The 26,182-nt window shown below is 44.7% G+C and carries 29 protein-coding genes and 1 riboswitch; of the genes, 10 read left to right on the plus strand and 19 right to left on the minus strand.

Features of this window, described 5'->3' with window-relative positions:
• Positions 1 to 108: 108 nt before the first annotated feature.
• The 7 genes from L1D37_RS19865 to L1D37_RS19895 all read right to left on the minus strand — a co-directional run bounded on the left by L1D37_RS19865 (position 109) and on the right by L1D37_RS19895 (position 3,466).
• Positions 109 to 264, minus strand: a complete 156-nt coding sequence (locus tag L1D37_RS19865; RefSeq protein WP_017631564.1) for a DUF3012 domain-containing protein — start codon at positions 262 to 264, stop codon at positions 109 to 111.
• Positions 265 to 502: 238 nt separating this feature from the next.
• Positions 503 to 859 (minus strand): ribosome-associated translation inhibitor RaiA, encoded by a 357-nt coding sequence (raiA, locus tag L1D37_RS19870; protein WP_017631565.1) that lies wholly within the window; start codon positions 857 to 859, stop codon positions 503 to 505.
• Between the two features lie 317 nt (positions 860 to 1,176).
• Positions 1,177 to 1,644: a hypothetical protein gene (locus tag L1D37_RS19875; RefSeq protein WP_239848910.1), complete on the minus strand. Its 468-nt coding sequence runs from the start codon at positions 1,642 to 1,644 to the stop codon at positions 1,177 to 1,179.
• A gap of 1 nt (position 1,645) precedes the next feature.
• Positions 1,646 to 2,053, minus strand: a complete 408-nt coding sequence (locus tag L1D37_RS19880) for a hypothetical protein (protein ID WP_176678825.1) — start codon at positions 2,051 to 2,053, stop codon at positions 1,646 to 1,648.
• Between the two features lie 59 nt (positions 2,054 to 2,112).
• Positions 2,113 to 2,607, minus strand: a complete 495-nt coding sequence (locus L1D37_RS19885) for a hypothetical protein (RefSeq protein WP_239848911.1) — start codon at positions 2,605 to 2,607, stop codon at positions 2,113 to 2,115.
• Between the two features lie 3 nt (positions 2,608 to 2,610).
• A complete protein-coding gene (locus tag L1D37_RS19890; RefSeq protein ID WP_239848912.1) occupies positions 2,611 to 3,096 on the minus strand; it encodes a hypothetical protein in 486 nt (161 codons plus the stop codon).
• Positions 3,097 to 3,118: 22 nt separating this feature from the next.
• Entirely contained in the window at positions 3,119 to 3,466 is a 348-nt protein-coding gene (locus L1D37_RS19895) for a hypothetical protein (protein ID WP_176678822.1), read from the minus strand.
• Between the two features lie 292 nt (positions 3,467 to 3,758).
• Here L1D37_RS19895 and L1D37_RS19900 point away from each other — a divergent pair, with 292 nt between their 5' ends.
• Both L1D37_RS19900 and L1D37_RS19905 read left to right on the plus strand, forming a co-directional pair.
• Positions 3,759 to 4,343 (plus strand): hypothetical protein, encoded by a 585-nt coding sequence (locus L1D37_RS19900; protein WP_239848913.1) that lies wholly within the window; start codon positions 3,759 to 3,761, stop codon positions 4,341 to 4,343.
• 425 nt (positions 4,344 to 4,768) lie between these two features.
• Positions 4,769 to 6,199 carry a Na+/H+ antiporter NhaC family protein gene (locus tag L1D37_RS19905; protein WP_239848914.1) on the plus strand — a complete coding sequence of 477 codons (1,431 nt, stop codon included), beginning with the start codon at positions 4,769 to 4,771 and terminating at the stop codon, positions 6,197 to 6,199.
• Between the two features lie 109 nt (positions 6,200 to 6,308).
• Here L1D37_RS19905 and glgC read toward each other — a convergent pair whose 3' ends face one another.
• Positions 6,309 to 7,529, minus strand: a complete 1,221-nt coding sequence (gene glgC / locus L1D37_RS19910; RefSeq protein WP_239848915.1) for a glucose-1-phosphate adenylyltransferase — start codon at positions 7,527 to 7,529, stop codon at positions 6,309 to 6,311.
• A 397-nt stretch (positions 7,530 to 7,926) separates the two neighbouring features.
• Here glgC and ompW point away from each other — a divergent pair, with 397 nt between their 5' ends.
• Both ompW and L1D37_RS19920 read left to right on the plus strand, forming a co-directional pair.
• On the plus strand, positions 7,927 to 8,568 hold the full coding sequence (gene ompW, locus L1D37_RS19915) for an outer membrane protein OmpW (RefSeq protein ID WP_017631574.1): 642 nt from the start codon (positions 7,927 to 7,929) through the stop codon (positions 8,566 to 8,568).
• A gap of 202 nt (positions 8,569 to 8,770) precedes the next feature.
• The gene (locus L1D37_RS19920; RefSeq protein WP_239848916.1) at positions 8,771 to 10,579 is read left to right on the plus strand and encodes a choice-of-anchor I family protein; all 1,809 of its coding nucleotides are present in this window, start codon (positions 8,771 to 8,773) and stop codon (positions 10,577 to 10,579) included.
• Positions 10,580 to 10,685: 106 nt separating this feature from the next.
• On the opposite strand, the gene L1D37_RS19925 is transcribed toward L1D37_RS19920, so the two are convergent.
• A complete protein-coding gene (locus L1D37_RS19925) occupies positions 10,686 to 11,405 on the minus strand; it encodes an SDR family oxidoreductase (protein WP_239848917.1) in 720 nt (239 codons plus the stop codon).
• Positions 11,406 to 11,655: 250 nt separating this feature from the next.
• Between L1D37_RS19925 and L1D37_RS19930 the strand changes: the two genes are divergently transcribed.
• Entirely contained in the window at positions 11,656 to 12,561 is a 906-nt protein-coding gene (locus tag L1D37_RS19930; RefSeq protein ID WP_239848918.1) for a LysR family transcriptional regulator, read from the plus strand.
• Between the two features lie 41 nt (positions 12,562 to 12,602).
• Here L1D37_RS19930 and L1D37_RS19935 read toward each other — a convergent pair whose 3' ends face one another.
• A complete protein-coding gene (locus L1D37_RS19935) occupies positions 12,603 to 12,941 on the minus strand; it encodes a helix-turn-helix domain-containing protein (protein ID WP_086714285.1) in 339 nt (112 codons plus the stop codon).
• Positions 12,942 to 13,046: 105 nt separating this feature from the next.
• On the opposite strand from L1D37_RS19935, the gene L1D37_RS19940 reads away from it, so the two are divergent.
• Positions 13,047 to 13,814, plus strand: coding sequence for an SDR family oxidoreductase (locus L1D37_RS19940; RefSeq protein WP_239848919.1), 768 nt, complete (start codon positions 13,047 to 13,049; stop codon positions 13,812 to 13,814).
• 131 nt (positions 13,815 to 13,945) lie between these two features.
• The gene (locus L1D37_RS19945) at positions 13,946 to 14,599 is read left to right on the plus strand and encodes a cupin domain-containing protein (protein ID WP_239848920.1); all 654 of its coding nucleotides are present in this window, start codon (positions 13,946 to 13,948) and stop codon (positions 14,597 to 14,599) included.
• A 68-nt stretch (positions 14,600 to 14,667) separates the two neighbouring features.
• Here L1D37_RS19945 and L1D37_RS19950 read toward each other — a convergent pair whose 3' ends face one another.
• The 3 genes from L1D37_RS19950 to L1D37_RS19960 form a co-directional block, all read right to left on the minus strand.
• Positions 14,668 to 15,663: an AraC family transcriptional regulator gene (locus L1D37_RS19950; protein WP_239848921.1), complete on the minus strand. Its 996-nt coding sequence runs from the start codon at positions 15,661 to 15,663 to the stop codon at positions 14,668 to 14,670.
• A 189-nt stretch (positions 15,664 to 15,852) separates the two neighbouring features.
• Positions 15,853 to 16,635: an SDR family oxidoreductase gene (locus tag L1D37_RS19955; protein ID WP_239848922.1), complete on the minus strand. Its 783-nt coding sequence runs from the start codon at positions 16,633 to 16,635 to the stop codon at positions 15,853 to 15,855.
• A 262-nt stretch (positions 16,636 to 16,897) separates the two neighbouring features.
• Positions 16,898 to 17,536 carry an NAD(P)-dependent oxidoreductase gene (locus L1D37_RS19960; RefSeq protein ID WP_239848923.1) on the minus strand — a complete coding sequence of 213 codons (639 nt, stop codon included), beginning with the start codon at positions 17,534 to 17,536 and terminating at the stop codon, positions 16,898 to 16,900.
• A gap of 162 nt (positions 17,537 to 17,698) precedes the next feature.
• Between L1D37_RS19960 and L1D37_RS19965 the strand changes: the two genes are divergently transcribed.
• Complete coding sequence (locus tag L1D37_RS19965; RefSeq protein WP_239848924.1) at positions 17,699 to 18,595, plus strand: LysR family transcriptional regulator; 897 nt, start codon at positions 17,699 to 17,701, stop codon at positions 18,593 to 18,595.
• Positions 18,596 to 18,726: 131 nt separating this feature from the next.
• On the opposite strand, the gene L1D37_RS19970 is transcribed toward L1D37_RS19965, so the two are convergent.
• Together L1D37_RS19970 and ribB are read right to left on the minus strand one after the other, a co-directional pair.
• Entirely contained in the window at positions 18,727 to 19,575 is an 849-nt protein-coding gene (locus L1D37_RS19970; protein ID WP_057623828.1) for a hypothetical protein, read from the minus strand.
• Between the two features lie 389 nt (positions 19,576 to 19,964).
• Positions 19,965 to 20,621 carry a 3,4-dihydroxy-2-butanone-4-phosphate synthase gene (gene ribB / locus L1D37_RS19975; protein ID WP_239848925.1) on the minus strand — a complete coding sequence of 219 codons (657 nt, stop codon included), beginning with the start codon at positions 20,619 to 20,621 and terminating at the stop codon, positions 19,965 to 19,967.
• A gap of 186 nt (positions 20,622 to 20,807) precedes the next feature.
• Positions 20,808 to 20,958, minus strand: a riboswitch (FMN riboswitch).
• A gap of 374 nt (positions 20,959 to 21,332) precedes the next feature.
• Between ribB and L1D37_RS19980 the strand changes: the two genes are divergently transcribed.
• The gene (locus L1D37_RS19980) at positions 21,333 to 22,076 is read left to right on the plus strand and encodes a phosphatase PAP2 family protein (protein WP_239848926.1); all 744 of its coding nucleotides are present in this window, start codon (positions 21,333 to 21,335) and stop codon (positions 22,074 to 22,076) included.
• A gap of 91 nt (positions 22,077 to 22,167) precedes the next feature.
• Here the strand turns inward: L1D37_RS19980 and L1D37_RS19985 are convergent, their stop codons facing one another.
• The 4 genes from L1D37_RS19985 to L1D37_RS20000 all read right to left on the minus strand — a co-directional run bounded on the left by L1D37_RS19985 (position 22,168) and on the right by L1D37_RS20000 (position 25,017).
• Positions 22,168 to 22,530, minus strand: coding sequence for an MmcQ/YjbR family DNA-binding protein (locus L1D37_RS19985; RefSeq protein WP_004741119.1), 363 nt, complete (start codon positions 22,528 to 22,530; stop codon positions 22,168 to 22,170).
• Between the two features lie 82 nt (positions 22,531 to 22,612).
• Positions 22,613 to 23,338, minus strand: coding sequence for a sulfite exporter TauE/SafE family protein (locus L1D37_RS19990; RefSeq protein ID WP_176678809.1), 726 nt, complete (start codon positions 23,336 to 23,338; stop codon positions 22,613 to 22,615).
• Positions 23,339 to 23,562: 224 nt separating this feature from the next.
• Positions 23,563 to 24,774: an MFS transporter gene (locus tag L1D37_RS19995; protein ID WP_176678808.1), complete on the minus strand. Its 1,212-nt coding sequence runs from the start codon at positions 24,772 to 24,774 to the stop codon at positions 23,563 to 23,565.
• A gap of 15 nt (positions 24,775 to 24,789) precedes the next feature.
• Positions 24,790 to 25,017 carry a hypothetical protein gene (locus L1D37_RS20000; RefSeq protein WP_076668359.1) on the minus strand — a complete coding sequence of 76 codons (228 nt, stop codon included), beginning with the start codon at positions 25,015 to 25,017 and terminating at the stop codon, positions 24,790 to 24,792.
• A 409-nt stretch (positions 25,018 to 25,426) separates the two neighbouring features.
• On the opposite strand from L1D37_RS20000, the gene L1D37_RS20005 reads away from it, so the two are divergent.
• Entirely contained in the window at positions 25,427 to 26,041 is a 615-nt protein-coding gene (locus L1D37_RS20005) for a YitT family protein (RefSeq protein WP_017065874.1), read from the plus strand.
• The last annotated feature ends 141 nt before the right edge of the window (positions 26,042 to 26,182 follow it).

The raw sequence follows: 26,182 nt of genomic DNA on the forward strand, positions 1-26,182 counted from the left end.
ATCTAGCATTTTAAAGCTCAAACGACCCTAGGTAATTCGGTCTACCTAGCGGTCGTTTTTTTATGCGGTGTGTTCTGAATTTAACTGTATTTAACGGAAAGCGAGCGCTTAGAAAATACAGTGCTTAGCAAAATCGCCCGCTTCATTCGCCGTCCAGTCACCTTTAGGCTTTTCTTTCATATCCGCACACCAAGCTTCACTGCCAACCTCGGTACAAGCCATTAACTGAGTGGCTAGGAAAAGGATCAACGCGACTTTCTTCATAACAAATATTCCGTTTTGGTCTAGGTTTCTACTTATAACTGTACCAAATACTATTGGTGATTGTTATAGCAACCAGAGACTTAAGGGATTTAAAGACGATATGAATTTGAGCTGAAATAGCGATTTGGTGACGATAGAGGATGATGGGGTCTCAAGATCGAAAAAGCCAGCAACGTGTGCTGGCTTTGCAATTCTTTATAAGCTTCTATTCGTTAGTAAGCTTGAGCTACTTGAGGAATTATACCAGTTTCATCTCTTGGATGATGTCCGAAGCAATCTCTGGCTTGGTACTTGTTGGTTTCTCGTGTAGGTCTGCTTTTAATTGTCCCTTACGGTTACTTAGGCCTGCTTCTAGCTTCTTGATCGCTGATGCGATAGCCGGATACATAACGTCATCTGTAGCTTTTGCGTTTACACGTACACCTTCGTAGTTGGTGAACACTTCAACCTGATGTTGACCATGTTCTTTTGTAATGATGATGTCGCAGCTAATCAGTGATGGAAAATGGTTAGATATCTTTTCGAATTTACCTTCGATGTCTTTACGTGAGTCGTCGTTAATTGATACGTGATGTGTTTGAACGTTTATTTTCATAAATCATACCTTTCCAATGACTGTGTCATTTAAACGTAGCAAACATCGGATAGATTAACCAACAGAGAAAGTACACATGTGTGATTCACTTCAGTGTTATCAAATAATCTCTCCTTCCTCCCTTGAAAGTCCGAATAACTGATCGCATATTATGTTTCGTGTTTTCGAGACATGTTCAAAAATACTCCATCCTTGATAATTTGCTCTAACTCAGCGCTCAATCCCAGTGAATCACTCTTCGTCAGTTTTATAATTCCGAACTTGTCACTTAGTGAATATCTTTGGCTTTGATAAAAAGCCACGCTCAAGTTGCGAATTTATAGACACTCAATTGCCCACTCCATATTGAAGTGAAACTCACCCGCTGTCAGTTGTGACTCTGGGATAGTGATACGCGCTTGAATCGCGACTTCTTTATTCGATGCGAGTTGCTCGCTAGGAAACTCCACGCCCTGACGCCAATAATTGATGTCTCCTTCATAACGAACGGGCGTTTCAACTTTGAATCGTACGAGCTCTGAGATACGAGACTCATCAATTGAGCCTAGATCAATATGTTGCAGTTTGAGCAGCAATCGCGAATCTTTTCGATTGGATTCCAGCTTAAGCGTGATCGCTCGGCCATCGTAGTCTTGGCCAAAGCTCATCTCACCTTGGTTATTAATCACCTCTAGCCCGCAGCGCTCCCGCACATGCTTTTTAAAGCTCAATGTAGAGTGATTATTGGATGCAAATGTACAGCTAGATAAGCTAAGTAGTATGAACGCGATAACAAAACGCAGCATGTTAGTTCACCATAACGCGGACAATAAAGTCCGTGACCGCTTGTTCGGTGACTGCCACATTGCTGATGGTTTGCTTATCTTTGAGGGATACCTGATAACTCGAGCTCAGCACAATGTCGGCATGATGATATTTGTATTCAACAATCAGATCGCAAGTGACGCGCCCCTTTTGCTTAGCTGCGACTGTGGTATCGGTGTAGTTAACACGACTTTCCGTGTCGATTAATTCAATACTCGACCAGTCGATGTATTCAGAATTTGAGAGTGCATCAAAGATTCGGCGCTCGTGATTGTTTGAACCATCGACACATATTTGGTTGAACTGTTCGACTTCTTGTTTATCAAACCCAGTGCTGACAGCGTAGGGGGCGATAAATAAGATCGACAAGAATAATAGTAAGGTTTTCATAAAGCCTCTAAGTCAGTAAGCCCTCGTGATTAGAGGGCTTGCCGTGGGAGAGATGATGGTTAGTTACACTCAATCTTCCATTTTGTCTTCACTTCGTAATCGTCACTTGCATCTAGGTTGCTTTCATCAACAGCAACACGCGCGAATAGGTTCATATTGTTGTCTTCACGGATTTGATCACGGGTGATGTCTACACCTGACTCCCACCCAATCGCGGATTGGTCGAGTTCTGTGGTACCCGTTGATTGGAAAAAGACATCGCTTTTTTGGATTTGTCCGTCAAAAGACTCGATTTTTACCTCTTCGGCTCTAACTTTAATTCCATTTCTGTTACTCACCAGTTTCACAGTCGCATGGGAATCATTGTAATTTTCGCCAAAGGCTAGGTCAGCTTTATCTTCTGTAGCCTCTATACCGCATTGAGATTCAACCGATGCCGAAAACACGACATCTCCGGTTTTGTCATCTCCATCACCGGGAGGTTGTGCAAATGCCGATCCAGTGGCAAAAATTGATATGGCTGCTAAGCCAAGTAATGGTTTTTTATTAAGCATCTTTTACTCCGAAAAAGTGGTATTGCTTTGTTTCATCTTCAGCAGGCGATATTTCTCTGCTTCGATTTGTAATAGCTTGAGCTCATGTTCCGCTTGAGCTAGCTCTTCTAAACGTTCTCGCTCACGGAGCTCGAACTCGTAGAGTCGACGACAGTCAACTCGATCCTCACCACCAAACTGCAGTGTGACGGCGGCGTAAATGCCTGCTTCATCCTGATTCTGGTAGTAATAGTTGTTGTAATAGCTATCGCTATCTTCATTGCCCGTTGAGCCATAAGTACCGAACTGAACTGTTTTGCCCGTGGAAATGGCTTGCTCACACGAAGCACCTTCAGAGGTACGAACTCGGTCGGTTCCTGATGGGTTGGAGACACTCGGTATCGGGTTCGCTATTGCAGGGCTCGTTATAGAAAGGCTGGTCAATGAAGCGATAGCCAGTGCTACGACAGTCAATAAAGCCCTGCACAGCGTTGTTATGATTTTTTGCATCGTTAGTACCGTTTGAATTGGGTTAATAGCGCTTGAACTTAAGATTGGTGCACACTTCGTAGCTGTTCGGAGAGTCCGTCACCATGCGTGTGCAGATCTTTTTCTTGGTCGTTTGACCTGCTGGTGTCTTCACATTGATATCCAGCTCAATCTCTTGATTTGCAGTTAATTGGATCTTGTTTGGAAATTCTTTGTCATCAATTCGCAGGTAGTAGTCGGCTTGCTTGGTGTAACGGTTTACCAATAGAAACCTGACCTGTGTTTTGTCTGAGTAGGTCTGAAATTCGGTATTTTTCCATTTGTGCACGTTTGCGTTTGCCAAAGAACTGCTCAGCAATAGCGCGGCAGCAATGATGTAAATAGCCTTCATGAGAACCTCAAAATGATGATCGAGGTCTCATTTTAGTTTTGTTCGAATGCAGGACTTACCATTTTGCGCCACTGACATAAGGCTGACAGTACGGTAAAAATGGGACTGATTTATCGTTTGAAATTGTGGGGAAGGGGAATTTCGTCGCGGTAGAGTCGAGAACGGGAATACATTAACTACTGATGATTTCGTCACTCAATATCACAATTACCAATATAAGCCGCTGCAGTTTATTGAGGTATTTGTTAGTACGGGATACCATAACAACTTCGTTAAACTTGGATCCGTTACCATGAAAATGCCTGTTAAATTGGCTGCCATCGCAGCTTCACTTTCTTTCGCTTTTAATGCTTTTTCTGCGCCTGTTGAGTTTCAGAAAATTCCAGAGATCATGCAGCAATTTGAAACTGCAGAACTTTACGTTAAGAAGTCGGTGACGCTAGGCCGTTTGCCTGCTGAGTCTGAAATTGGCGTTGATTTCCCTACCTACGTTTCAGATGGAAAGGGTGGTTACAGCTTAGAAACCAATAATGTAATGACAGACGATGTGGTTATTGCAAGCATGCCGAAAGCGATTGTTGATGATGTTTTCAACCAATGGTTGGTGCCAAAAGAGACGTGGATCAGCAGTTATGGTTCACTGCCAACATCGACCACAGAATTTAAGCCGTTTAAGCGCATTAAAACCATCAAGGCGATTAAGATCGATGCTGAAATGTTAGAGCTGATGGGCAGTGAAGATGGTAAAACTGCAGTGATTAAAGTGAGCTGGGATGAAAAAGGCATGAAGGTTTATAAGGATGGCTATTTAGCAGATTATGAGTACGGGATTGCCCCTCATGAAATGCAAGAGAACTACGAGCTAGCACCCAAGTAACCGGTTATATCTGTCTCTCGATATATTGATCAAAGCGCGCTGTTTTACAGGGCGCTTTTTTATGGTCAACAAAATGTGACAAAAATCACGCTTTCCTGACATTTTACTGCCTGTTGTGCTAGTATGCGCCGCTTGTCTTTGTAATTGATAAAAAACGCATTACCCAAACAGTCTTTTTCTGTTTATCTGCTTGTAATGACCTCATTCAGTTTGGCCTGACTTGGCTGAACATCTGCATTTTGCTCGGACGCAAAGAGAGTAGTTCTCGCTACTTCACTATGTACATTTGAGAGCACCATCTATCAAAGGCCTTTTAGAAACAGCCTAGTTAGCGCGAACTTAGTTCAGCGTGAAGGGTTTCGTTTTCCCAAAAATCCCCCTTGGCGGCCAAGTACTTCTTGGTTGCTGACAAGTAAGGAGTCTATATGACGTCTACGGTATCTACATCCGTACCTACATCTCCAGCTGGTAATACAGCTTCGACAGAGAAAGAAGTAAACCACCCGTTTCTCTCTTTGGTTATCATGGTGATCGTTGCTGCAATCGCAACTTACTTCATCCCTGCTGGTGAATTCGAGCGAGTGGTCATGAATGGTCGCACGGTTATCGACCCAGACAGCTACACACTGTTAGCGAGCAATCCAACAACATTAGCCTCTTTTTTCGAATCATTTTTTAAAGGCTTCAAATCCGCTTCTGGCGTGATGGGTGTTGTGGTATTTGTTGGTGGTGCTTTCGGTATTATCAAACACATGGGTCTGTTAGATGCATCGGTTGTTGCGCTCACCACTAAGCTTAAGAAGCAAGGTTTGTACGTGATTGCGCCTGTGATCATGACGGCGATCTTCTTCAACGTAACCTTCACGGGGATGCGTGAGCTTGATGTCATTTTCATCTCGCTGATGATCCCTATCTGTATCAAGCTTGGCTACGATGCGATCACGGCTCTCGGTGTTGTCCTACTCGCGAGTTGTGCGGGTTTTGCGGCCGCATTGGCAAACCCATTCTTCACGGGTATTGCACACACTATTGCTGAACTCCCTATGTATTCGGGCATGTGGTATCGCTTTATTGTTGGCATGTTCATGCTTTTGACGGGCGCTTGGTATGTGTTGAGTTACGCTCGCAAAGTAAAGCAAGACCCAACTAAGGGCTTGCTACACGGCACGGGTTACCACTACGAATCAAATGTTGAAGCGAAAACACTGACCACACGTGAAAAGTTCGCTGGTATCGCATTCTTAGGCGTATTCGCATACATGATCTTCGGTACTCTGACGATCAGCTTTGGCTTTACCGAGATTGCGGGTGCATTTGTGGCAATGGCGATCATTCCAGGTTTAGTGGCGGGTTTGTCTCCTAACAAGATCTGTGAATACTGGACCAAAGGTGTCAGCGATGTATTGGTTGCTGTGTTGATCATCTTCTTTGCACGCTCGGTGTTGACCATTATGGAAGACGCGAAGATTGTTGACTCGATCATCTACTACCTTGCTCAGATCATTTCAGGCAGCTCTAAGCTTGTAGCTGCGGCGGGTATCTACTTCTCACAAGCTGCGATTAACCTGTTTATTCCGTCGGGCAGTGGCCAAGCAGTAATCACCATGCCAATTATCATTCCATTGGCAGACATTGGTGAAGTAACTCGTCAAGTAGCGGCGTTGGCTTCTCAATTGGGCGATGGTATCTCTAACTACATTTACCCAACCAATGGTGGCTTACTGGCTGTACTAGCGATTGCAAAAGTGCCTTACACCAAGTGGGTTCGTTTCTTCTTACCGTTATTCTTGTTCTGGTCAGTGGGTGCGTTAGTTTCGGTTGTGATTGCTCAAATGATTGAGTTGGGTCCTTTTTAAAGAGTTCGCTCTTATTAAATAAGCTATGCTTGAGAACATCTAACCAAATAAAAAGGCAGCGAATTCGCTGCCTTTTGTCGTTTAATAAGAAGCTACGCTAGAGGGAGTATCACTCTTCAAACTGATAAGAAGAGGGCACCACTATTACTCCTTGTTTTGATATGTGGAAGCGCTTGGCGTCGGCAAGGCTATCTATGCCAATTTGAGTCCCATCTGGCACTTTAACGTTCTTATCGATAATGCAGTTTTGAATGTGGCAGTTTCGCCCGATCTCCACGTCTTCAAACAGAATACTATCAATCACAATCGCGGCATTGCTGACTTTTACCTTAGGGAAAAAGATAGAGTTTTGCGCTGAACCACCTTCAATCACCACCCCATTCGCGATCATCGAGTTGATGAATATCCCCTGGTTGCCTTCTACCGAAGCAATGGTTCGTGCGGGCGGCAGTTGCGGGTCATAGGTGCGAATTGCCCAATCCGGTTGGTACAAATCGATAGGTGAGGCTGGTTTCAACAGGTCCATATTCGATTGGTAATAAGAGTCGATCGTACCCACATCTCTCCAGTAAGCGTCTTGGGTTACGCGTCCTTCTTCATCACCAAACTTATACGCATAAACACTGTTGTTGCCGACTAACTTTGGAATGATGTCTTTACCAAAATCGTGGCTTGAGTCCGGATCTTCTGCGTCCGTAAGTAGTGCTTGAGTAAGCACTTCTTTATCAAAGATGTAAATTCCCATTGAAGCCATGCTTCGGGTCGGTCTGCCGGGTACGCACGCGGGGTAACGTGGCTTCTCGGTAAAGCTATTGATTTGTAGAGATTCGTCTATCTCCATCACACCAAACTCTTTGGCCTCATCAATCGACACTTCCATACAGGCGACCGTCAAGTCAGCTTCATTCTGCTTATGTTGCTTGAGCATTGGTGCGTAATCCATGCGATAGATGTGGTCGCCAGATAACACGACTACATGCTTAGCTTCACTGCGAGATAGCAGATACAAGTTTTGATAAATCGCATCTGCCGTGCCGCTATACCAACTGTCACCTGTGCGCATTTGCGGGGGAACATTGGTGATGTATTCGCCGAGCTCGGGGTTAAGAACCGACCAACCATCACGTAAGTGTTTTTGCAAAGAGTGAGACTTGTACTGAGTCAGTACTAGAATTTGGCGAAGCCCTGAGTGCAGGCAGTTCGCGAGTGTGAAATCGATGATTCGATATTTACCACCAAAAGGTACCGCAGGTTTTGCGCGGTTATCGGTGAGAGGGGAAAGCCGAGAGCCAACACCGCCGGCCAGAACGATTGTTAGAGTGTCTTGCATAGTCAGAACCTCAATGTATTTATGATTATGAACATAGACTTGCAAGCACCAAGCCAAATGTAACTCATTGAATATTAAACGAGGTGAGAACGAACTCTGCGAGACTGCACCAAATTGATGCGTACGGGATGTTGGATTGCTCTATTTTGATCCAAAGAGATCCGAGCAAAGTGAAAAGGCAGAGTTAACAAAATGATGCACGGAAAAGTCGCATTACAAAACTGTCAATAAAATGAAGGAATAAAGTGATCGGGTCGATATAAATTTACACAAATAATCATAACCTTTCACAAATTGATTTCCATCAATAAAGTAGGGGTATTCTGTGATAACTTGCACGCAAAATAAGAAATGATTACTCATTCACCAATAAAATGAAGCCCTCAAGGAAATAATAATGAAAAAAACAGTATGTGGTATTGCGGTTATTGCGGCTCTTATGTCAACGAATGTTCTTGCTCATAAAGAAGGTGATTTCATCATCCGTGCAGGTGCAGCAACAGTATCTCCAAACGACAGCAGTGACGCTGTACTTAACAACCCTGACCTAGAATTCTCAGTTGATTCTGATACTCAACTTGGTCTTACTTTCGGTTACATGTTCACTGACAACATCAGTTTTGAAGTCCTAGCAGCAAGCCCATTTTCTCACAGCATTTCTGTAAACGGTCTAGGTAAAATTGCTGATACTAAACACCTCCCGCCAACGTTCATGGTTCAATATTACTTTGGTGAGGCGAACAGCGACTTCCGTCCTTACGTAGGTGCGGGCATCAACTACACTGTGTTCTTTGACGAAGGATTGAATGCTAACGGCAAAAATGCAGGCCTAACGGATGTGTCTTTGGATGATTCTTGGGGCCTTGCTGCAAACATTGGTATTGACTACATGATCAATGAGGACTGGTTCCTAAACGCATCGGTTTGGTACGCAGACATCGGTACTACAGCGACATACAAAACGGCTACAGACACGTTCAAAACAGACGTTGATATCGACCCATGGGTATTCATGATCGGTGGTGGTTACAACTTCTAACCTACCTATTCAGTTTACTAAAGGCGCTCAAGCACCAGCCAGCTTGGGCGCTTTTTTTTGCTTGCTTGTTAATGGAATGCTCATTCCAACCCTCTGTTGTTATGGGTAAAAGAAACCGATTGTCGTCACCTATTGTTAATAAAAGAGAAAGATAACTGTCATAAGCGGCCTCTATGATCGCGATTCAAATTATGGAGGATATATGAATCGTAAATTTAATAAGCTGACTTTATTACTACCTATCGCGGTAAGCTCGGCTCTCGTTGGTTGTTCTCAATCAACTTCAAAGCCGACAACATCATCTCAAACATCACTTGATGCTTTTAGCCTTCAATGCCAATCCATCCAACAGCCAATCGCGAGCGATGCGGTGGTAAGTGGGCTTACTTTGGTGGGCAGCTCTATTGCTGACGCTCCGTTTGATACTTCTGCAGCCGAAATCGTCAGCTACGATTCATGTACCGATAAGCTTTATGTGGTTAACGCGCAAGCGCAGAAAGTCGATGTGTTGTCGATGAACGCTGATAGCGCACCGACATCTGAGGGTTCTATCGACCTTCAATCAGCCGCTGCGGCTTCGGGTATTAATATCGGTGCTGCGAACAGTGTATCGACTCATCAAGGCTTAGTTGCTGTCGCGATCGAAAATGCTGACAAGCAACAAAATGGCATAATTGCGCTTTATCGCTCAGATACACTAGAGCTGATCACCACTTACACTGCTGGCGCATTACCAGACATGGTGAGCTTCTCGAAAGACGGCCGTTACATCGCATCAGCAAACGAAGGTGAGCCGAATGCGGATTACAGCATTGATCCTGAAGGCTCTGTGACGCTGGTTGATTTAGCTAATGGTCCTTTACAAGCAAAAGTGACTCAAATTGATTTCAAGGCCTTCAATCAAGGTCAGCCTCGCCATGCAGAACTGACTGACAAGGTTCGAATCTCGGCTCCGAATGCGACCGTTGCTCAAGATCTAGAGCCGGAATACCTGACGTTTGCTGATAACGGTAAACTTTACGTTGCCTTGCAAGAGAACAATGCATTAGCAGCAATTGACGTGGCAACTTCAGAAGTGGATGCGATTCTTGGACTAGGCGGCAAGCCTTGGGATACCGCTCAGTTGGATGCATCGAACAAAGACAAAAACATCGGCAACCTACAAAGCTACGCAATGTTAGAAGGGCTTTACATGCCTGATAGCATCACCAGCTACAGCGTTGATGGTAACACCTACATCGTGACGGCAAACGAAGGCGATGGCCGCGAGTATGGCATCAAGACGACGCAAAAAGTGTGTGATGATAAAGGGTTTGAGTGGGATGGTGACGACTACCAAGGCACTGAAAACTACACAACAGAAAAAGACTTTTGTATTGCTTATGTTGATGAAGTGCGTGGCAAGAAGTTAGATGTTGACGCTAACCATCCATTGGCTGGTGCGTTGAAAGACAACAAACAACTTGCTCGTCTTAAAGTGATTAAGCCACAAGCAACACTTGCTGCTGACCAAAAGGTTCAAGCATTCGGTAGCCGTTCTTTCTCGATCTGGGATGAGTCTGGCGAGTTAGTGTTTGATAGCGGTGATGACTTTGCTCGAATCGTTCTTGAACAAGATCCTGCAAACTTCAATAGCACCAATGATAACAACCAAAGTGGTGACGATCGCAGTGATGATAAAGGGGTAGAACCTGAAGCTATCGAAGTGGCTGAGATTAACGGTAAGCACTATGCCTTTATTGGTCTTGAGCGCCAAGGTGGCATCATGGTTTACGACGTAACACAGCCTGAAAACGCAAGTTTCATCAGTTACTTGAACAACCGAGATTTTACACAACCAGTGTGCACTAAAGTTGATGAAGACGGCGATTGCGACAACGATACTTACAACTCGAAAGCGGGTGACCTAGGCCCAGAGTCAATCAAGTATTTCACTCGCTCTGGTAACCACTTTATTGCGGTTGGCAACGAAGTAAGTGGTAGCACATCAGTTTACCGCGTTGAGTTCTAATCTCGCTTATTGCTAACAATTAGATTGAATCAAAAAAAAGCGCCACGACTTGTTAAGTCGTGGCGCTTTTCTAGTTCATCGCTGATTTAGTCGCGATAGCAAAGGCCTATGGCTGTTGCTTAGTCGGTGCTAGAGCGATTTCACGGATACAAACGTTCTGTGGTTGTTGGTAAGCGAATGATACAGCGCGAGCAATATCGTCAGGTGCCAATACACCGCCCATGTCTTCTTTCCAAGAATCGTAACCGTCTTTGATCTCTTGAGATGTAGTGTGAGACAGAAGTTCAGTCTCAACAGCACCCGGTGCGATAGTGGTAACACGAACATTTGAAGCTGCTACTTCTTCACGAACGTTCTCAGAGATAGCGTGAACCGCGAACTTAGTACCACAGTAAGCAGCGTGGCTTGGGAATGTTTTCTTACCCGCAATTGAGCTGATGTTGATGATAGTACCTGTGTTGCGTTCCATCATTGGAGCAAGTACAGACTGCATGCCGTTTAGAAGACCAATTACGTTCACATCGAACATTGTCTTCCACTCTTGAGCATCTTGAGTATCGATTTGGCCAAGAAGCATTGCACCTGCGTTGTTGATAAGCGCATCTACAGGGCCAAACTTCGCTTCACCTTGTGCGATTGCCGCATCAAAAGACGCTTTATCTGTTACGTCTACTTTCACAGATAGAGAGTTTGGTAGGTTAAGCGCTTCAAGACGGTCAACACGACGAGCTAGAAGTAGCAGAGGGTGACCTTCACCGCTTAGACGACGAGCGATTGCTTCACCAATACCAGAGCTTGCACCTGTAATTACGATTAGTTTTTTCATTTTATTTCCTCTGTACTTTAATTGCGTCGGTTGGCTACGACGTATTGTTTAAGTGCATTCGAATCAAGTGCTTGTTGTCTTGTTTCGTTGCGATGGGGGTATATTAAGGAAAATAGTATTGTTGATATATAGCGCTTTACTTGAAACACTGTTGCTGTAGTGCAACAATAAAAGCGTTCACTCTATAGCTTTATAGCGTCATAACTCTATAGCTTCATCATCTTCAAATTTCACAAGTAAGTTGGCGACTATGCTCAATCAAATTAACCTATCTGATATTCGTTCTTTCGTGCTTATCGCTCGTTTAGGTAACTTCACTAAAGCGGCGGAGGAGCTTGATGTGTCTCGCTCCCACGTATCACGCCAAGTGAGTAGTTTAGAAAAGCAGATGGGCGTGACATTGTTTATCCGCACCACACGAACCTTGAGGCTGACTCACGCAGGGCAAGATCTGTACGCGAGATGTGAACAAGCCTTAGATAATATAGACCAAGCTTTGATTGCTGCTGTGGACGATGTCGAAGAAGTACGCGGCGACATAAAAGTAAACTGTGTTGGTGGTTATTTGGGTGAGGTGATCATCGCGGATCTGGTCAATGAGTTCATGCAGCTCTACCCAGACATCAGCATTAGCCTTGATTTCAGCAGTAACCGAGTTGATTTGATTGAAGACGCTTTCGATATCGCTTTTCGTATGGGAAGCCTAGAAGACGCGGGTTTTATAGCAAGAAAGCTTTTGGACATAGAGATGGGAACACTCGCGAGCCCAGAGTATTTTGTTCGCAAAGGAAAGCCAAATCACCCTAAGGACCTTATCCATCATGATTGTTTAACAGGCTCGGTGCGTAAGTGGAGTTTTCAAGCGTTGGACGACACCAAGAAAACGGTCGATGTGCATGTTACGGGCAGGCTGCAATGTAAAAATGGCCGAGTGTTGGTGCAGGGTGCTAAGTCGGGTAACGGAATTATTCGAGTTCCCACTATCTATTGCTTACAAGAACTCAATGACGGACAACTAGAGCAGGTGTTTGATGAGTGGGTAGTACCTAAAGTGGACTTTTCAGCGATCTACCATCGAGACCGCTATCAACCCAGTCGAATTCGAACCTTCATTGATTTTGTGAAAGGTCGCTTTGAAAAAATGCCAGTGAGCTAAGTTTGCTTGCTGTGTCTGCTATTCGTTTGACTGGTTTGGGCTTACATCTCGTCGATTTCGTTTTGCAGGCTTTCCAGTTGATCTAGAATCAGTAAAAACTTCTCACCAAAGGGTGTCACTTGATACTCAACTCTTGGTGGCAGTTCGTTGAACATTTGCTTATTTAAAATCCCGAACTCCACATTTCGCTTCAAACATTCATTCAGTACCTTGGTCGATAACCCTTCGACCGAACGCACCATTTCACCGGGGCGATTAATGCCATTTGCCAATAATTGATAAACCGTTAGCGACCATTTACAGCCGTAGATGGTTTCGACCATGCGAGCGGAACGCTCTGGCGCTGATTTTCTTGAAAAAAAGTTTTCCTGATTTTTCATAAAGATGTACCAATAAGTACCTACCTAACCGATTTGTACTTACTATTCATAGTGTTAGTTCAAAGCCTAAGATTACCACGTTCACATGACTTAGGAGATAACAAAATGAACTTCACTAAAAATGGTATTGCAGTAGTAATCGGTGGCACAAGCGGTATGGGCTTTGAAACAGCGAAGCAGTTAGTCGCTCAAAACATCCATGTGTTGGTTGTCGGCAATAACCCAACTAAGTTAGATAAAGCGGTGTCAGAACTTCAATCATTAGGCCACGCTTCTGGTTGGCCAGCTAACCTTTATGATGATGCAAGTGTGTCGAATCTTATTGCGCATTTAGAGTCTATCGAAGAAGGTATTGGTTACCTTGTTAATGCGGCTGGCTACTTCAACCCTAAAGCGTTTATTGAGCACCAAGAGTCTGATTACGAGCAATACATGCAGCTTAATAAAGCAACCTTCTTCATCACTCAAGCGATAAGCAAGTTGATGATCAAGAACGGCGGCGGCTGTGTGGTTAACGTTGGTTCTATGTGGGGTAAGCAAGCAATCAAAGCGACACCATCTTCTGCGTACTCAATGGCAAAAGCTGGCTTGCACGCTTTAACACAGCACATGGCGATGGAGCTTGCGGACCACAACATTCGCGTGAATGCGGTTTCTCCAGCAGTAGTTAAAACGCCGATCTACGAATCTTTCATTAAGCCGGAAGAAGTGGATCAAGCGCTAGAAGGCTTCAACGCATTCCACCCTATTGGTCGCGTAGGTTTGCCGAAAGACATCGCAAACAGCATTTCTTTCTTACTATCAGATAGTGCCGATTGGGTAACGGGTGCAATCTGGGATGTTGATGGTGGCGTGATCGCTGGCCGCAACTAATCAGGATTCTCTTTAGGTGGCTGTCGCGTAGGTAAATAGCAACGTGATGGCCTCCTTGATGAGTATTCGCGTAGAATGGATACTAGAAAGACAATAATAATTAAAACGATAACAAGAGTAAGGTCGCCATTATGTTCAACATGGACTTTTCAAAAAAGCTGGTTATTGAAACCGGATCATTAGACTGGATTGCAAGCCCTGCCAAAGGGGTATGGCGCAAGCCGTTAGAGCGAGAAGAGAAAGAATCGGGTCACACAACCAGTGTGGTGAAGTACGATCCTCAATCTTCGTTTTCTGAGCACCCGCATCCGCAAGGTGAAGAGATCTTCGTATTAGAGGGTGTTTTCTCTGATGAAACCGGAGATTTCCCTGCGGGCACTTATATCCGTAATCCGCCGGGTAGTGCGCACTCTCCATCGAGTAAAGATGGCTGCACGATCTTGGTTAAGCTTAATCAGTTTGATGCGAGAGACTTAACTCAAGTCCGCATCAATACGCTAGAAACGGAATGGCTTTCTGGCATTGGTGGCTTACAAGTCATGCCACTGCATGAGTTTGAGCACGAACATGTTGCTTTAGTGAAGTGGCCTGTCGGCGAACGCTTTCAGCCACATCGTCACTTTGGTGGTGAAGAGATCTTTGTATTGTCTGGAACTTTCAAAGATGAACACGGCGAGTACCCGAAGCACACATGGATGCGTAGCCCCCACATGAGCGAACATTTCCCTTATGTGGAAGAAGAGACGGTTATCTTAGTGAAAACGGGTCATCTGCCGATCGACTAGCTCGCGCCATAACTGAGCTATTGTTTTGGTTTAGAGTTAATCTCAGAGAACTAGTCTCAGAGAACAAATCAATGAACTTGTTCTCTGTAGGTTCCCGGTGATACCCCTTTCCAATTGCTGTAGGCACGTATAAACGAGTTCGCTTCTTTGAATCCCAGTAAGAAGGATATCTCGCCCAGTGACAGTGTCGATTTTTCCAAATAGTGATCGGCTAATTCACCTCTTACTTCTTGCAGTAGGTTTTGGAAGCTCTCAGCGTCATTGGTGAGCTTTCTTTGTAGGGTGCGCTTACTCATTGCAAGTTTGCTCGCGATACCTTCAATCGAACTCTCACCACTTGGCAACGACTCTAGCAGAGCGGCTTTCACTCGCTCAGAGGTCGATGCTTCTGAATCTAAATCAATCAGTTTTTTATTAAGCGACTCTTCAAAGAATGTCCACATAGAGACATTCTCGGTCAAGAAGGGCGAAGCGGCGTCTTTAGCACTGAAGGTGATTTTTATCTGCTCGCTGTGTGTCAGCTCGCAACCAAAATACGCTTTGTAATCTTCTAGGTTATTAGGTAGCAGCGGTAACTCGATTGCGATCGGCTTGATGTTTTCTCTGGTCGCCAAGCGTGCTAATTGAGTAAAGAAGACTAACTCAGACACGCCAAGGTATTTGGGGATCTCCGCGTCGTAGCCGTAACAACTGATGGTAATGCTCGTCTGTTTCGAATTGATCTCGACGTCAGACATCATTGGACCAATCAGCGGTTTGTATTGGCTAAGACGTTGCAGCGCCGTATTCAAATCTGGGCTACAAATGCTGGCAAAGATCGGTGGATCGAACGCTTCGACTGTCATGTATTTCGCCAGTAACAGTGGTGCTTCTTTTTCACCAGACGCGGCTTCGATAGCATCCCAAAGTCGGTAGTACTCATTTGGATTTAAGGTGAAATTCTGACGATTGAAAAGATCCATCGGCAATTTGGCGTGCTTGAGCACTGCGAGCGGGTCAATACCCATGTCGCAGAGCAATAGCCTCCAACTCGGGGAGTAGGTGAATTTCTTCGCTCGTTTCATAATTACCCTTTAATACCTGTTTAGCTGTTTAGCTTTTTATCGTTCAAGCCCTTCTAACCCGCTGAAGCTCTTTTAAACCGACCAAGTTTTTTTATTAGCACAAACCTTTCGAAACCGATTCAGCCTTTGAAACAGAATAAGCATACAGCGCCCAATCAAGAGCGAAGTACGTTTATTTTCTTAACTGGTTTACTGCTTTTCCATTGATTGGCGAGACATTTTCAGCACCATCTTTCTTGGTAGAAATGGGATAAGCCATTCAAGCATGAACTTTAATCCTTTCTCATTAAACGCCACCAACTCGCCTTTTTCCATCGCTTGATAACCGATTTGAGCGACAGACTCTGGTGACTTCGCATTTTTCCAAGCGTCGACACCTTTCAAGTCGCCAGCTTCAACAAACCCTGTTTTCACTGTGCCTGGGCATAGCGCTGTCACAGTGACGTTACTGCCTTCTAGTTCTTGAGCGATGGCTTGGGAGAATGACGTTACGAATGACTTAGTCGCGTAGTACACCGCTTGTAATGGGCCGGGTAGGAAAGAAGCGGTCGATGACACGTTCAACACTTTACCGTGGTTACGCCCAACCATGCCTTGCAGATATAAGTGTGTCAGTGATACCAGTGCATTGATGTTTACTTGAATCATCGATAAGTCGGCGTTTAGCGCTCGTTCATGAAACAGACCATGACCACCGAAGCCCGCGTTGTTGATTAGAGTGCTTATCTCAAGCCCATGACTTTCAGTGTAATCGAAGATTCGTTGCGGGCTTTGAGGATCACTCAGATCTTCAGAAATCACATGAACCGAGACTTTATATTGGCTTTCAATCTCAGCTTTTAGTGCTTCGAGTTTTGGCAGCGTGCGAGCAACAAGAACAAGGTCACCACCTTTCTTTGCATGTATTTTTGCAAGTTCAAAACCGATACCACCTGATGCACCAGTGATTAAAGCAATGTTTGAAGTGTTCATAGGGATTCCTCTTTGTTTTTAATATTGTTGCTGACGAGGTAAATAGTAGGGTATCCCATCGCGCCACGCACTCGCGTATCACGACATGCTGCTAGCAAAAGGTGCCAACTTGATAATGGGACTTTTGGGAGGTTACGAAAAAGCCGCTTAACCAGTGGAATTAAGCGGCAATAGGGCAAGTTGTACTGCTAGCGAGCTAAGCTGTTAGTAAATAGCTACTAGTAAACAAATGTCATTCGATAACAACTCGTCGATGAAACAACTAGTAAGCGACGCCAATACGTTGGCGCGGGAACTTGCCAGCTTCGAGCTCATCAATCATTGCGATAGCATAATCGCTGACTGAAATTTTGCTGTTGCCATCTTCGTCGGTGAGCAGTTGGTCGCCACCTGTGCGGTAGGTCGATAGTTTCTCACCCGGGAATATTTCTGCTGCAGGACTAACAAAAGTCCAGTTCACTTCGCTGTTCGATTGCTTGAACACTTCAAGAGCTTCGCCTTGTGCTAGCGCTTCGTTTTTGTAATCCGCAGGGAAGTCCGGAACGGTCACTAGCGGTACGTTTGGCGCCACTTCTAATGAGCCTGCACCGCCAACCCAAAGTAGGCGATCGATACCGATGCTCGGTAATGTTGCGAGCAATTTAGCCGCAGTGTTTTTTACGATGTCGTGATTACCCAAAGTACGTCCGCCAATCGAAGTAATTACTGCATCAACGCCGGACAGTGCGTTTGCTAGATTTGCAGCTTCGTCTTGTAAATCAAATGAACGAACTTCAATGCCTTGGGTTTCTACGCGGTTTGCATCTCTTACAACAGCAACTACGTCGTGACCACGAGATTGAGCTTCTTGAGCGATGTGACTACCAATCCAACCTGATGCGCCTAATACTGCAATTTTCATAATGTCTCTCCAATTATCTAATTTATTGAGTCGTTTTCTCGACAGCCATTTCAGTCTAATAGCTCACTAGGTTGCGATAAATATCGCAAAATGATGTAGATTGTATCTATATAGTGATCTAATAAGATTCGACTAGCTACGAAATAGTTCAAGGAGAGCGTGATGGATAGGTTGACGGCAATGCGTAGCTTTGTCGAAGTTGCGAATTGTGCCAGCTTCACTCAAGCGGCTGAGCATTTGGACATGAGTCGGTTGCAGGTTTCACGTCATGTTCAAGAGATCGAAGGGTGGTTAAAGCAGAGGCTATTACATAGGACGACTCGAAAGGTGAGCTTAACGGCGGCAGGGGAAATCGCTCTGCAGCGCTGTGAGAAGATCCTCCATGAGACCGCTGAGCTAGAAGTTACTTCACTCAATCAAACCGATGATCTTTCTGGAACCATTCGAATTGCAGCACCCATTGGTTTAACTCAGCACATGTTGTTGGATGTGGTCGAACAGTTCATCGAGCGCCACCCTAATATCACGGTCGAACTGTTTGCCTCAGACCGTTTTACTCAGCTGGTGGATGAAAGGATCGATATTGCACTTCGCTATACGGATCAACCTGACGATAGTTTGATTGCACGAAAGCTAATGGTAATTGATTCAGTGGTGTGTGCTTCACAAGCCTACTTGGACAAACATGGTGAGCCTAAAACGGTCGAAGCGCTTCGACAACACAATTGCTTTCGTCATTTGAATGTCTCGAAGTGGGATTTCGTTAAGGATAATCAGCACTATTCGGTTGAAGTGTCTGGCACCATCAAGGCTAACGATGTTGGAGTGCTAACTCGCGCGGCACAGCATGGAAAAGGGGTGGTTCGTTTACCTTGTGATTTAGCCAACCCACTGATTGCGAATGGTAAATTGAAACGAATATTGGATGACTTTGTTTCGCCCAGCAGCGTTCTTTGGGCGGTGTATCTATCTCGCAGCTATCAGCTTCCGGTTGTTCGCCAGTTTATTGATTTTGCGGCACAAGCTTGGGCTAGCGATATCAAGTCTGGTGATGTTTGAAACTTCATAGGCAATGATACATAGCGATAGAAATTTAAAAGCCCATAAATACAAAAATCCGATATCAATGGTGATATCGGATTTGAACTCAATAATTCAGAGTTCCAGCACGCTCTCCTCTCACGAAGTCTTTACATGTAATGATGTACGGATAATCGAGTATTTATCACCTTTTCGTTGATGTCTGGTAAAGGCTGATACAAGCTTCTCGTAATGTCGGATAATACTTGGTCGTAGACTTGCGACACGACGCTAGAGATATCACTGGTTAATTCGTACATGCTGTCTGCCGGTTGGGTCGCTTCGTTACTTGATGCGATCTCTGTCAGTGCATGCATCGCTCGTGTACAAACCGGTGACCCACTACTAATCGGGCAGATAATCGATAATTGGTTGAGTTTTCTGTGTGTCTGAGACGCGTAGAATTTGAATCTTAAATACTCCTCAGGCTTCTCCATATCTGGGATACACATTCTGAGCTTGGTCAGGATCTCCATACAATCCAAGATCTGTTGCCAATTCATGTGGTACTCGCGGCTCATGTCTTCGCGCTCAGACTGAATCAGCCAGATGATCATCACTTCATCCATCAAGAACATGCTGTGACGTATTGTTTTGCCATGAATCGATTGGTTACGCACCAAGCTACGGTTTTGCCAATCACTGTGCATAGCGATGAGCTTGAGGTGATAGATGCGATACATCGGGCGGCTATCAAACGACACGTGGGATTGAAGCAGCTCAGATACCTCAAGTATGTTGTCATAAATCTCGTTCACTTTGCGAATCGAGTCGCTAGACAATTTATATGCTAGAGCGTAATGCGTTGCTGCACGGTGTTTGCGTGATAACAACAATAACTCTCTAAGCAGAACTAAGGTTTCAAACCTGTGTGATAGCGCTGTTTGTCTCTTCCTTGAGAAATGAAACAGGGCTGCAAGTACTAATAGGGATAAACCCACTGAAATAACTACAAACATATTCAACTCCTAATATTTGTATACCTACTTAGTGGTAGTGCAGACACCGTGCCAAAATAAATAAGTGTTATATTTCATTGGTTTATGTTTTTACTCTAATTATGGATGATCAATCATGGTGCATGACTTCACCATTCGAGTGAATTTTTCTCATGTTTTGCAGGATTTTTTGAGAGGTTACGCTTTTCTGACGATTAGGTTGGGGAGATTTCGATAAGTAGAGACACTTTGGCGATCGATTTCTGGCCTGTATCAAAATAGGGAAATTAAAAAGGCCTCATCCCTTATGTGCTTTTAATTATAAAAAGCAGTAAGAGTGAGGCCTTTCAGTGTTCATTTCGCAGCGTCGTTAGCTTAATAGCTAAGTGTTTAGCATTGAAGGCTAAACGTTATGCAAGCTTAAGGTCGAACTCAGTGCGGTACATAACCATATCTTCAATGGTCAGTACTGGCATGCTGTGCAGTTTACCGAAAGCAACGATCTCTGGCGCTTTTGCCATTGTACCGTCTGGGTTGGTTACTTCACACAGTACGCCTGCTGATTGAAGACCTGCCATTTGCATCAGATCCACAGTACCTTCTGTGTGGCCGCGGCGAGCAAGTACACCACCTTTGCGAGCACGCAGTGGGAATACGTGGCCAGGGCGAGCAAGGTCAGTCGGCTCAGCTGTTGGGTTAGCAGCTGTTTTGATCGTTGTTACACGGTCAGCGGCAGAAACACCTGTTGTTACGCCTACTTTTGCTTCGATAGTCACCGTAAACGCAGTTTGGTTTGCGCTGTTGTTATCAACAACCATAGGTGGAAGTTCAAGTTGGTTTGCTTGCTCGTCAGTTAGACACAGACACACGATGCCGCTGCATTCACGGATCATTAGTGCCATTTGAGCATTGGTTAGATGTTCTACTGAGTAGATGATGTCGCCTTCGTTCTCGCGATCTTCATCGTCAAGTAAAAGTACGCCACGACCTTCGCGCAGAGCTTGCAGTGCGTTTTCAACGCGAGTGATTGGTTCGCCAAATTCGGCAAGTAGTGAAGACTGATTCATGGTTAAACTCCTAAAATATCACCAGAATCAGGGCTGTATGAGGGATCTCAACCGAGCACTACAAAGCCAACTCATTACAAGTCGACCTTAGCTCATTATGGTTTCATCCAAAACGAAATGCACCCGTTCGAGTTGGAGGCATGAACCCAATAAATAGGTACGCCTTTCCAACTTAAACGAGTGTGTTTCCATTCTCTCTCATCCGGACTATAACCGTCGGCTCTGGCATCTCACCAGATCTGCTGACCTCGACGAATCGAGCGCTCGCGGGCTTATCTTTAGATTTTGCTAAGGACATACCGCCGGTGGGGAATTTCGCCCCGCCCTGAGAATAAAAATTAATAATCTGTTTTGCTTTGAAAGCAGACCAGATGGTAATCCTTTCAATAGTGGATTTAAAGGACTGACAGCAAAGTTTTTCAGATTCTGGCCTGATAATCCGGTGAGTGTTCACTTTATCAGCAGAACACAATGCCGTTGTGTTTAGTGCGGTACAGCTGGCCTTTAGTTGGTTTTACTGTCGGTATGCGTATAAATGGATGGCAAAGATTATTGATGATGAGGTGAGGGTTCACCGAATCAATATTCAAGCACCGCATTAATCGAATATTGTTACACCATGACGGCTGACTGACCGTTTTGACATAAAATTGATATTGGCGATGCTAAGCTGCGATAGCATCCGACCACTTTATCCAAAAGATCTTAGCCATGACTTCTCTGTTCTCTAACAAATCCAAAGGCTTATTACTGCTCGTTTTAAGTTTGTATTCTCTCGTACCCTTTTTGATCTTTGGATCTGATTTCGACCTTGGAAGTGCGGTTCTGCCTTTCTATGGCGCCTTCATGACTTTCGTGACTTACTCGGCAGGCAATCAAGGATTCTTGGTAACGCTCGCTGTTTTGTCTTCAGTAGTGCTCACGATGAAGTTTTCTAAAGCGAAACTGGTCAGCCTTTGTCTGCAGTTAGGCATTTTGTTGGTACTTAGCTTTGCCGCGAAAACCTTCTTAAAGCATTCAACAGAGAGTCCACGCCCTTATTCTGAGTATTTGGTTACGCAGGAAGTGGTTGAAATGCCAGAGCTGTTCTATGAGTTGCCATTGGTAGAAAAGAACGTAGCGATCGAGTCTGTGCAAGATAAGGTCAGTGAGTGGCGAACGCGTCATTGGCTTGGTGAAACCGACTATTCTTTCCCGTCTGGACACATGATTTTCGTTGGTGTGTGTTTGGCGTTCTTTGGTGGCTTGTTCTTAGAAGCGAAGCGCTTTTATTTAGTGGGTGGTTTGTTGGTATGGGCTGGCGGCGTTGCTTATAGCCGTGTTTGGCTTGGCATGCATCGCCCTGAAGACTTAGCGGCGTCTATCGCTTTTGCGGGTTTAATCTATTTATTGGTGCCACTGGTGCCAACGCAAAAAATAGAACCTCTATTGCCCAAGTTCCTTAGAACGACCTAAGTTTTTAAGAGCGATTTAAGCTTTTAATAGCCGCCTAAGTTTTGAAAGGTTATCTAGTCTTGGGTGGCCTGTTAACAAGCAGAAATTCTAGCTATTGATTGAGCCCGAGTTCTGCTTGTTTCTTTTTGGTTAGCCCTAAAGAGACAATTCGGTGTGATTCAGTGAGGTAGTATCTCAATTCCTCATCCCTTTCTGGTGTGCTCTCAAACAGTTGAATCCACTTCATACCGCGTGAAGCAAAGTAGGGCGCAGGTTTATAACCGGGCTCTTCTTTTAGAAAGTCGAAATTCTGATCCGACGCTTTGAAGATAAATGCAGGCTCGTCGTTCGGTCCCCAACCTCCAATCGCAAACACCTTCCCACCTACTTTCCAAACGTGAGAGTTATTCCATTGCATCACATAGCTGGTGGCTGCTTGTGATTCACAGAATGCATTGAACTCATCGTATGTCATAGAACGCCCTTTCAATAGTTTGGTGGTGGATCTGCGTGTTTGTTGTTTTATCGATGTTTCTGCTTCTAGCTTCTGCTTCGAACTAGCCAGCTAAGCCTTGCCAAATGGCAGTCAAGCCGCTGATAGAACATAGCAACAAAGAGCCGATACGTATCTTCTCTTTAGGAATGCTTTGCGTCGTCAATAACGCCACCTTGTAACCCAACCAAGCCGCTGGAAGCAGCGGGATTGTGATGATCAAATGGTGCATAGTGAAGAAGCCAATCGGGATCTGTACCAGTAATGAAATGATAGAACTAAACACAAAGAATGCAGAAAGGTTACCACGAAGTTGATTGGCATCTTGGTGTTGAAGCAGTAGTGCCATTGGCGGCCCACCAATACCTGAACTGGTACCGAAGAAGCCTGAGAAGAATCCCGCGATGCCCATTTTGGCAGGCGTCGGTTCTAACCTAAACGGCAGTAAGCTAACAATCACGGCGAATACAACCAATAAGCCTAACCACAGTGATAATACGCTTGTAGAAACCATCACTAGTAAAGCCCCGCCAGCCAGTGAACCCGGAATACGGCCTAACAGTGCGATTTTTAATCCGCCAATCGAGATATTTGCTCGGTGTTTAAACGCGTTGAATACAGAAATGAACAGACCAACAAGGCAGATAGGCGCGGGTACATAGTCAGGCGAGACCAAAAACAACAACGGGGCAGCCACAATAGCCAAACCAAAGCCGATTGCTGTTTGTACAAACGAGCCGACAAAAATGAGTGCCATCGCGATAAGGGCGGTCTGATCTAGGTATTCCATAAGCCTGCGAATAAGTTCTAAAGGAGCGAACGAATACTATAAAGTAAAACGGCAGGAATAGTCTTATTATTCAGTGAGGTTTATGCAAGTTTCGCTAGTTATAATTTCGATTTCAAAGCCCAGTAAAAAAGAGAGTGAATATCTCAGGATGCGCTCCTTTCAATATCCACTCTCTTATTGGATTGCTTATCGATTTTCGCTGCTGGGGGAGTCAGCGTTAAATGTTAAGCCATTGCCAATTTGATACGCTCAATCGGCTTGTCATTGATTGGTAAGTGGATAAGTGCTGCTGCAAATGCCAATATCACCGTCGACCACCAAATTGGCTCGTAAGATCCGTAGTAATCGTAAATACGACCACCAACCCAAGCGCCTAAGAAACTACCTACTTGGTGAGTGAAGAATACCAAACCATACAAAGTCGATAGGTAACGAGCACCAAAGATTTGGCGAACTAAGCCTGAAGTGAGTGGAACAGTACCTAGCCAGCAGAAACCAATGGCTGCACCAAAGATAGCTGCGGTTGATTCCGTAACTGGCAGAGTCACAAACGCACCAATAACCACAGTGCGCACTAAATACAGTGCTGACATTACATGACGCTTGCTGAACTTATCGCCCATCACACCCCAGAAGTAAGATCCGAAGATGTTAAAGATACCGACATAAGCCAGTGCCATCGCTGCGCTGCTCGCAGGCAAGTTCTTATCTGCTAAATAACTTGGTAAGTGCGTTGCGATAAACATCACGTGGAAGCCACACACAAAGAAGCCTGCATGAATCAGCCAGTAACTTTTGTTAGAGAAGGCTTCTGACAACGCTTCTTTCAATGTTTGATTGTCTTCTGCTTGTGCCTGTTTGTTTGATGCCGCTTTTGGCGCACGCATGAATAGTGCAAAAGAGATCATCAAGCAACACAATACGCCAAACACTTGCATCGCACTTTGCCAATCAAATTCATTCAGCATGTATTGCGCGCCCGGAATTACCGCAAACATACCAAATGAACCGGCAGCTGTAGTTAAGCCGAATGCTTTAGCTGCATGCTCTGCGGGTACTACTTTTGCTACTGCACCTAACACAATCACATAGCTTGTTGCACTTAGGCCAAGGCCAACCAGTGCACCTAATGAAACGTAAAGCATGCTTGATTCGGTAGAAATTGAGGTAAGAAGTAAACCCAAACCGTAAGCACATGCGCCTGCAATAATGATGCGTCTTGCTCCCCATTTGTCAGCGGCCATACCAACAAAAGGTTGGAACACACCGAATAACAGGTTTTGTAGAGCAATAGCGAAGCTGAAAAACTCTCGACCCGTGCCGAAATGCTCTGAAATTGGCATCATGAAAATGCCGAATGATTGTCTGATCCCTAGACTGATAATAAGTGTGCCGATCCCAAGCCATACCAGTAAAGGAAAACGGAAAATGCTCATTCTAATACTCTTAAATTAATGGTGGTGATGTGAGTGGTCTTGCGCTGACATGTGTTGGTCAGTCATCTCATGGTGATGTTCGTGCCCAGAATGATCATGACCTGACTGCTGGTGGCAACCACTGCTTACGGCATGCTGAGCCAAGAGATCAATCAATGGCTGACTGTGATGCACAATAACCAAGCTAATGACGAGGAATAACGTCATTCTGGCCAGTTGGGCAAAAAGAGATTGTGAAAACATAAGGTGTTTACATGCGCTCTATGTTGTAAGAAGTCGCGCATCATAATGAGGAGTGAGATATGTATCAAATGACCATTTGTGATTTAGTCTATGTGTTTTATGCATAGATCTATGCGTGGATTTATGCGTCGCTGAGATTGGGATGAAACATGACCAATAAATAGGAAAACGCTAAGCTCATTGATTCAACGGTAGAAGCGTGTAATTCAGAATAGATACTTAATTTCTTGTTCGTAACTAGTTGCTTTATTGAGATATTTCACATAACCGTAAAAACTAATATACAAACTAATTACCTCGTAAGATCGGCTGTTCGCTCGACTTATCTGCTAAACATCGTAAATTTGGGCGTAAATCGTTTCAACATGACTGAAACGCGATGTTAAAAGATTCAGGGAGAGTCATTCACATGGATAAAGATCATAACCTTCGCGAAAACTTACTGGCGCTGATCTTAGGTAGCGCATTGGTATCACTCGGCGTTATCTTTTTCAATCAGGTCGGTTTGCTCACCGGAGGCACGGCTGGTCTAGCGATCTTCATTACTAAAGTGACAGACTTAAGCTTTGGCCAAGTGTTTTTCGCACTTAACTTACCTTTCTATATTTTGTCTGTCGCTCGTATGGGGTGGCGCTTCACTATCAACACCTTTATTGCCGTTTCGATTGTCTCGTTCGCCGTGGATCATTTGTATCACGTGATTCAGATTGCCGAAATCCATGCATTATATGCAGCGTTACTTGGCGGTGGCTTAATTGGTACCGGCATGCTGGTGATCTTCCGTCACAAGATGAGCTTGGGTGGCTTCAACATTCTGGCGTTGTTCCTACAAGAACGTTTTGGAATTCGTGCGGGTAAGGTTCAGATGGCCCTAGACTGCACGATTGTTGTGCTGTCACTGTTTATCGTTGACGTGTCATTGGTTCTGTTGTCTGTACTGGGCGCGATAGTCACCAACTTGATTTTGGCGATGAACCATAAACCGGGGCGCTATCAACCAGTCGTCAAAGCGGAAGCCGCGTAGCTGAGTTGGCACAAGTACTAGGTTCGCTCAAGCGCTTGGTTCGCTCAAACACTAGGCTAGCTTAAGCAAAGTGATTTACAGATTATGAAAACAACAAAGCCAGCATCAATTGCTGGCTTTGTTCTATTTAAAAAACGGGTT

The sequence above is a fragment of the Vibrio sp. Isolate33 genome (assembly GCF_022397895.1).
Classification (GTDB): Bacteria; Pseudomonadota; Gammaproteobacteria; order Enterobacterales; family Vibrionaceae; genus Vibrio; species Vibrio pomeroyi.

Excerpts from the sequence above, each read along its gene's own strand:
- L1D37_RS19950 (WP_239848921.1), bottom strand. The coding sequence starts at position 15,663 with ATGAAACGAGCGAAGAAATTCACCTACTCCCCGAGTTGGAGGCTATTG.
- raiA (WP_017631565.1), bottom strand. The coding sequence starts at position 859 with ATGAAAATAAACGTTCAAACACATCACGTATCAATTAACGACGACTCA.
- L1D37_RS19905 (WP_239848914.1), top strand. The coding sequence starts at position 4,769 with ATGACGTCTACGGTATCTACATCCGTACCTACATCTCCAGCTGGTAAT.
- ompW (WP_017631574.1), top strand. The coding sequence starts at position 7,927 with ATGAAAAAAACAGTATGTGGTATTGCGGTTATTGCGGCTCTTATGTCA.
- L1D37_RS19935 (WP_086714285.1), bottom strand. The coding sequence starts at position 12,941 with ATGAAAAATCAGGAAAACTTTTTTTCAAGAAAATCAGCGCCAGAGCGT.
- L1D37_RS19885 (WP_239848911.1), bottom strand. The coding sequence starts at position 2,607 with ATGCTTAATAAAAAACCATTACTTGGCTTAGCAGCCATATCAATTTTT.
- L1D37_RS19940 (WP_239848919.1), top strand. The coding sequence starts at position 13,047 with ATGAACTTCACTAAAAATGGTATTGCAGTAGTAATCGGTGGCACAAGC.
- L1D37_RS19900 (WP_239848913.1), top strand. The coding sequence starts at position 3,759 with ATGAAAATGCCTGTTAAATTGGCTGCCATCGCAGCTTCACTTTCTTTC.
- L1D37_RS19990 (WP_176678809.1), bottom strand. The coding sequence starts at position 23,338 with ATGGAATACCTAGATCAGACCGCCCTTATCGCGATGGCACTCATTTTT.
- L1D37_RS19985 (WP_004741119.1), bottom strand. The coding sequence starts at position 22,530 with ATGACATACGATGAGTTCAATGCATTCTGTGAATCACAAGCAGCCACC.
- L1D37_RS19965 (WP_239848924.1), top strand. The coding sequence starts at position 17,699 with ATGGATAGGTTGACGGCAATGCGTAGCTTTGTCGAAGTTGCGAATTGT.
- L1D37_RS19920 (WP_239848916.1), top strand. The coding sequence starts at position 8,771 with ATGAATCGTAAATTTAATAAGCTGACTTTATTACTACCTATCGCGGTA.
- L1D37_RS19970 (WP_057623828.1), bottom strand. The coding sequence starts at position 19,575 with ATGTTTGTAGTTATTTCAGTGGGTTTATCCCTATTAGTACTTGCAGCC.
- L1D37_RS19925 (WP_239848917.1), bottom strand. The coding sequence starts at position 11,405 with ATGAAAAAACTAATCGTAATTACAGGTGCAAGCTCTGGTATTGGTGAA.
- L1D37_RS19895 (WP_176678822.1), bottom strand. The coding sequence starts at position 3,466 with ATGAAGGCTATTTACATCATTGCTGCCGCGCTATTGCTGAGCAGTTCT.
- glgC (WP_239848915.1), bottom strand. The coding sequence starts at position 7,529 with ATGCAAGACACTCTAACAATCGTTCTGGCCGGCGGTGTTGGCTCTCGG.
- L1D37_RS19995 (WP_176678808.1), bottom strand. The coding sequence starts at position 24,774 with ATGAGCATTTTCCGTTTTCCTTTACTGGTATGGCTTGGGATCGGCACA.
- L1D37_RS19930 (WP_239848918.1), top strand. The coding sequence starts at position 11,656 with ATGCTCAATCAAATTAACCTATCTGATATTCGTTCTTTCGTGCTTATC.
- L1D37_RS19955 (WP_239848922.1), bottom strand. The coding sequence starts at position 16,635 with ATGAACACTTCAAACATTGCTTTAATCACTGGTGCATCAGGTGGTATC.
- ribB (WP_239848925.1), bottom strand. The coding sequence starts at position 20,621 with ATGAATCAGTCTTCACTACTTGCCGAATTTGGCGAACCAATCACTCGC.
- L1D37_RS19960 (WP_239848923.1), bottom strand. The coding sequence starts at position 17,536 with ATGAAAATTGCAGTATTAGGCGCATCAGGTTGGATTGGTAGTCACATC.
- L1D37_RS19875 (WP_239848910.1), bottom strand. The coding sequence starts at position 1,644 with ATGCTGCGTTTTGTTATCGCGTTCATACTACTTAGCTTATCTAGCTGT.
- L1D37_RS20005 (WP_017065874.1), top strand. The coding sequence starts at position 25,427 with ATGGATAAAGATCATAACCTTCGCGAAAACTTACTGGCGCTGATCTTA.
- L1D37_RS19890 (WP_239848912.1), bottom strand. The coding sequence starts at position 3,096 with ATGCAAAAAATCATAACAACGCTGTGCAGGGCTTTATTGACTGTCGTA.
- L1D37_RS19865 (WP_017631564.1), bottom strand. The coding sequence starts at position 264 with ATGAAGAAAGTCGCGTTGATCCTTTTCCTAGCCACTCAGTTAATGGCT.
- L1D37_RS19980 (WP_239848926.1), top strand. The coding sequence starts at position 21,333 with ATGACTTCTCTGTTCTCTAACAAATCCAAAGGCTTATTACTGCTCGTT.
- L1D37_RS19880 (WP_176678825.1), bottom strand. The coding sequence starts at position 2,053 with ATGAAAACCTTACTATTATTCTTGTCGATCTTATTTATCGCCCCCTAC.
- L1D37_RS20000 (WP_076668359.1), bottom strand. The coding sequence starts at position 25,017 with ATGTTTTCACAATCTCTTTTTGCCCAACTGGCCAGAATGACGTTATTC.
- L1D37_RS19945 (WP_239848920.1), top strand. The coding sequence starts at position 13,946 with ATGTTCAACATGGACTTTTCAAAAAAGCTGGTTATTGAAACCGGATCA.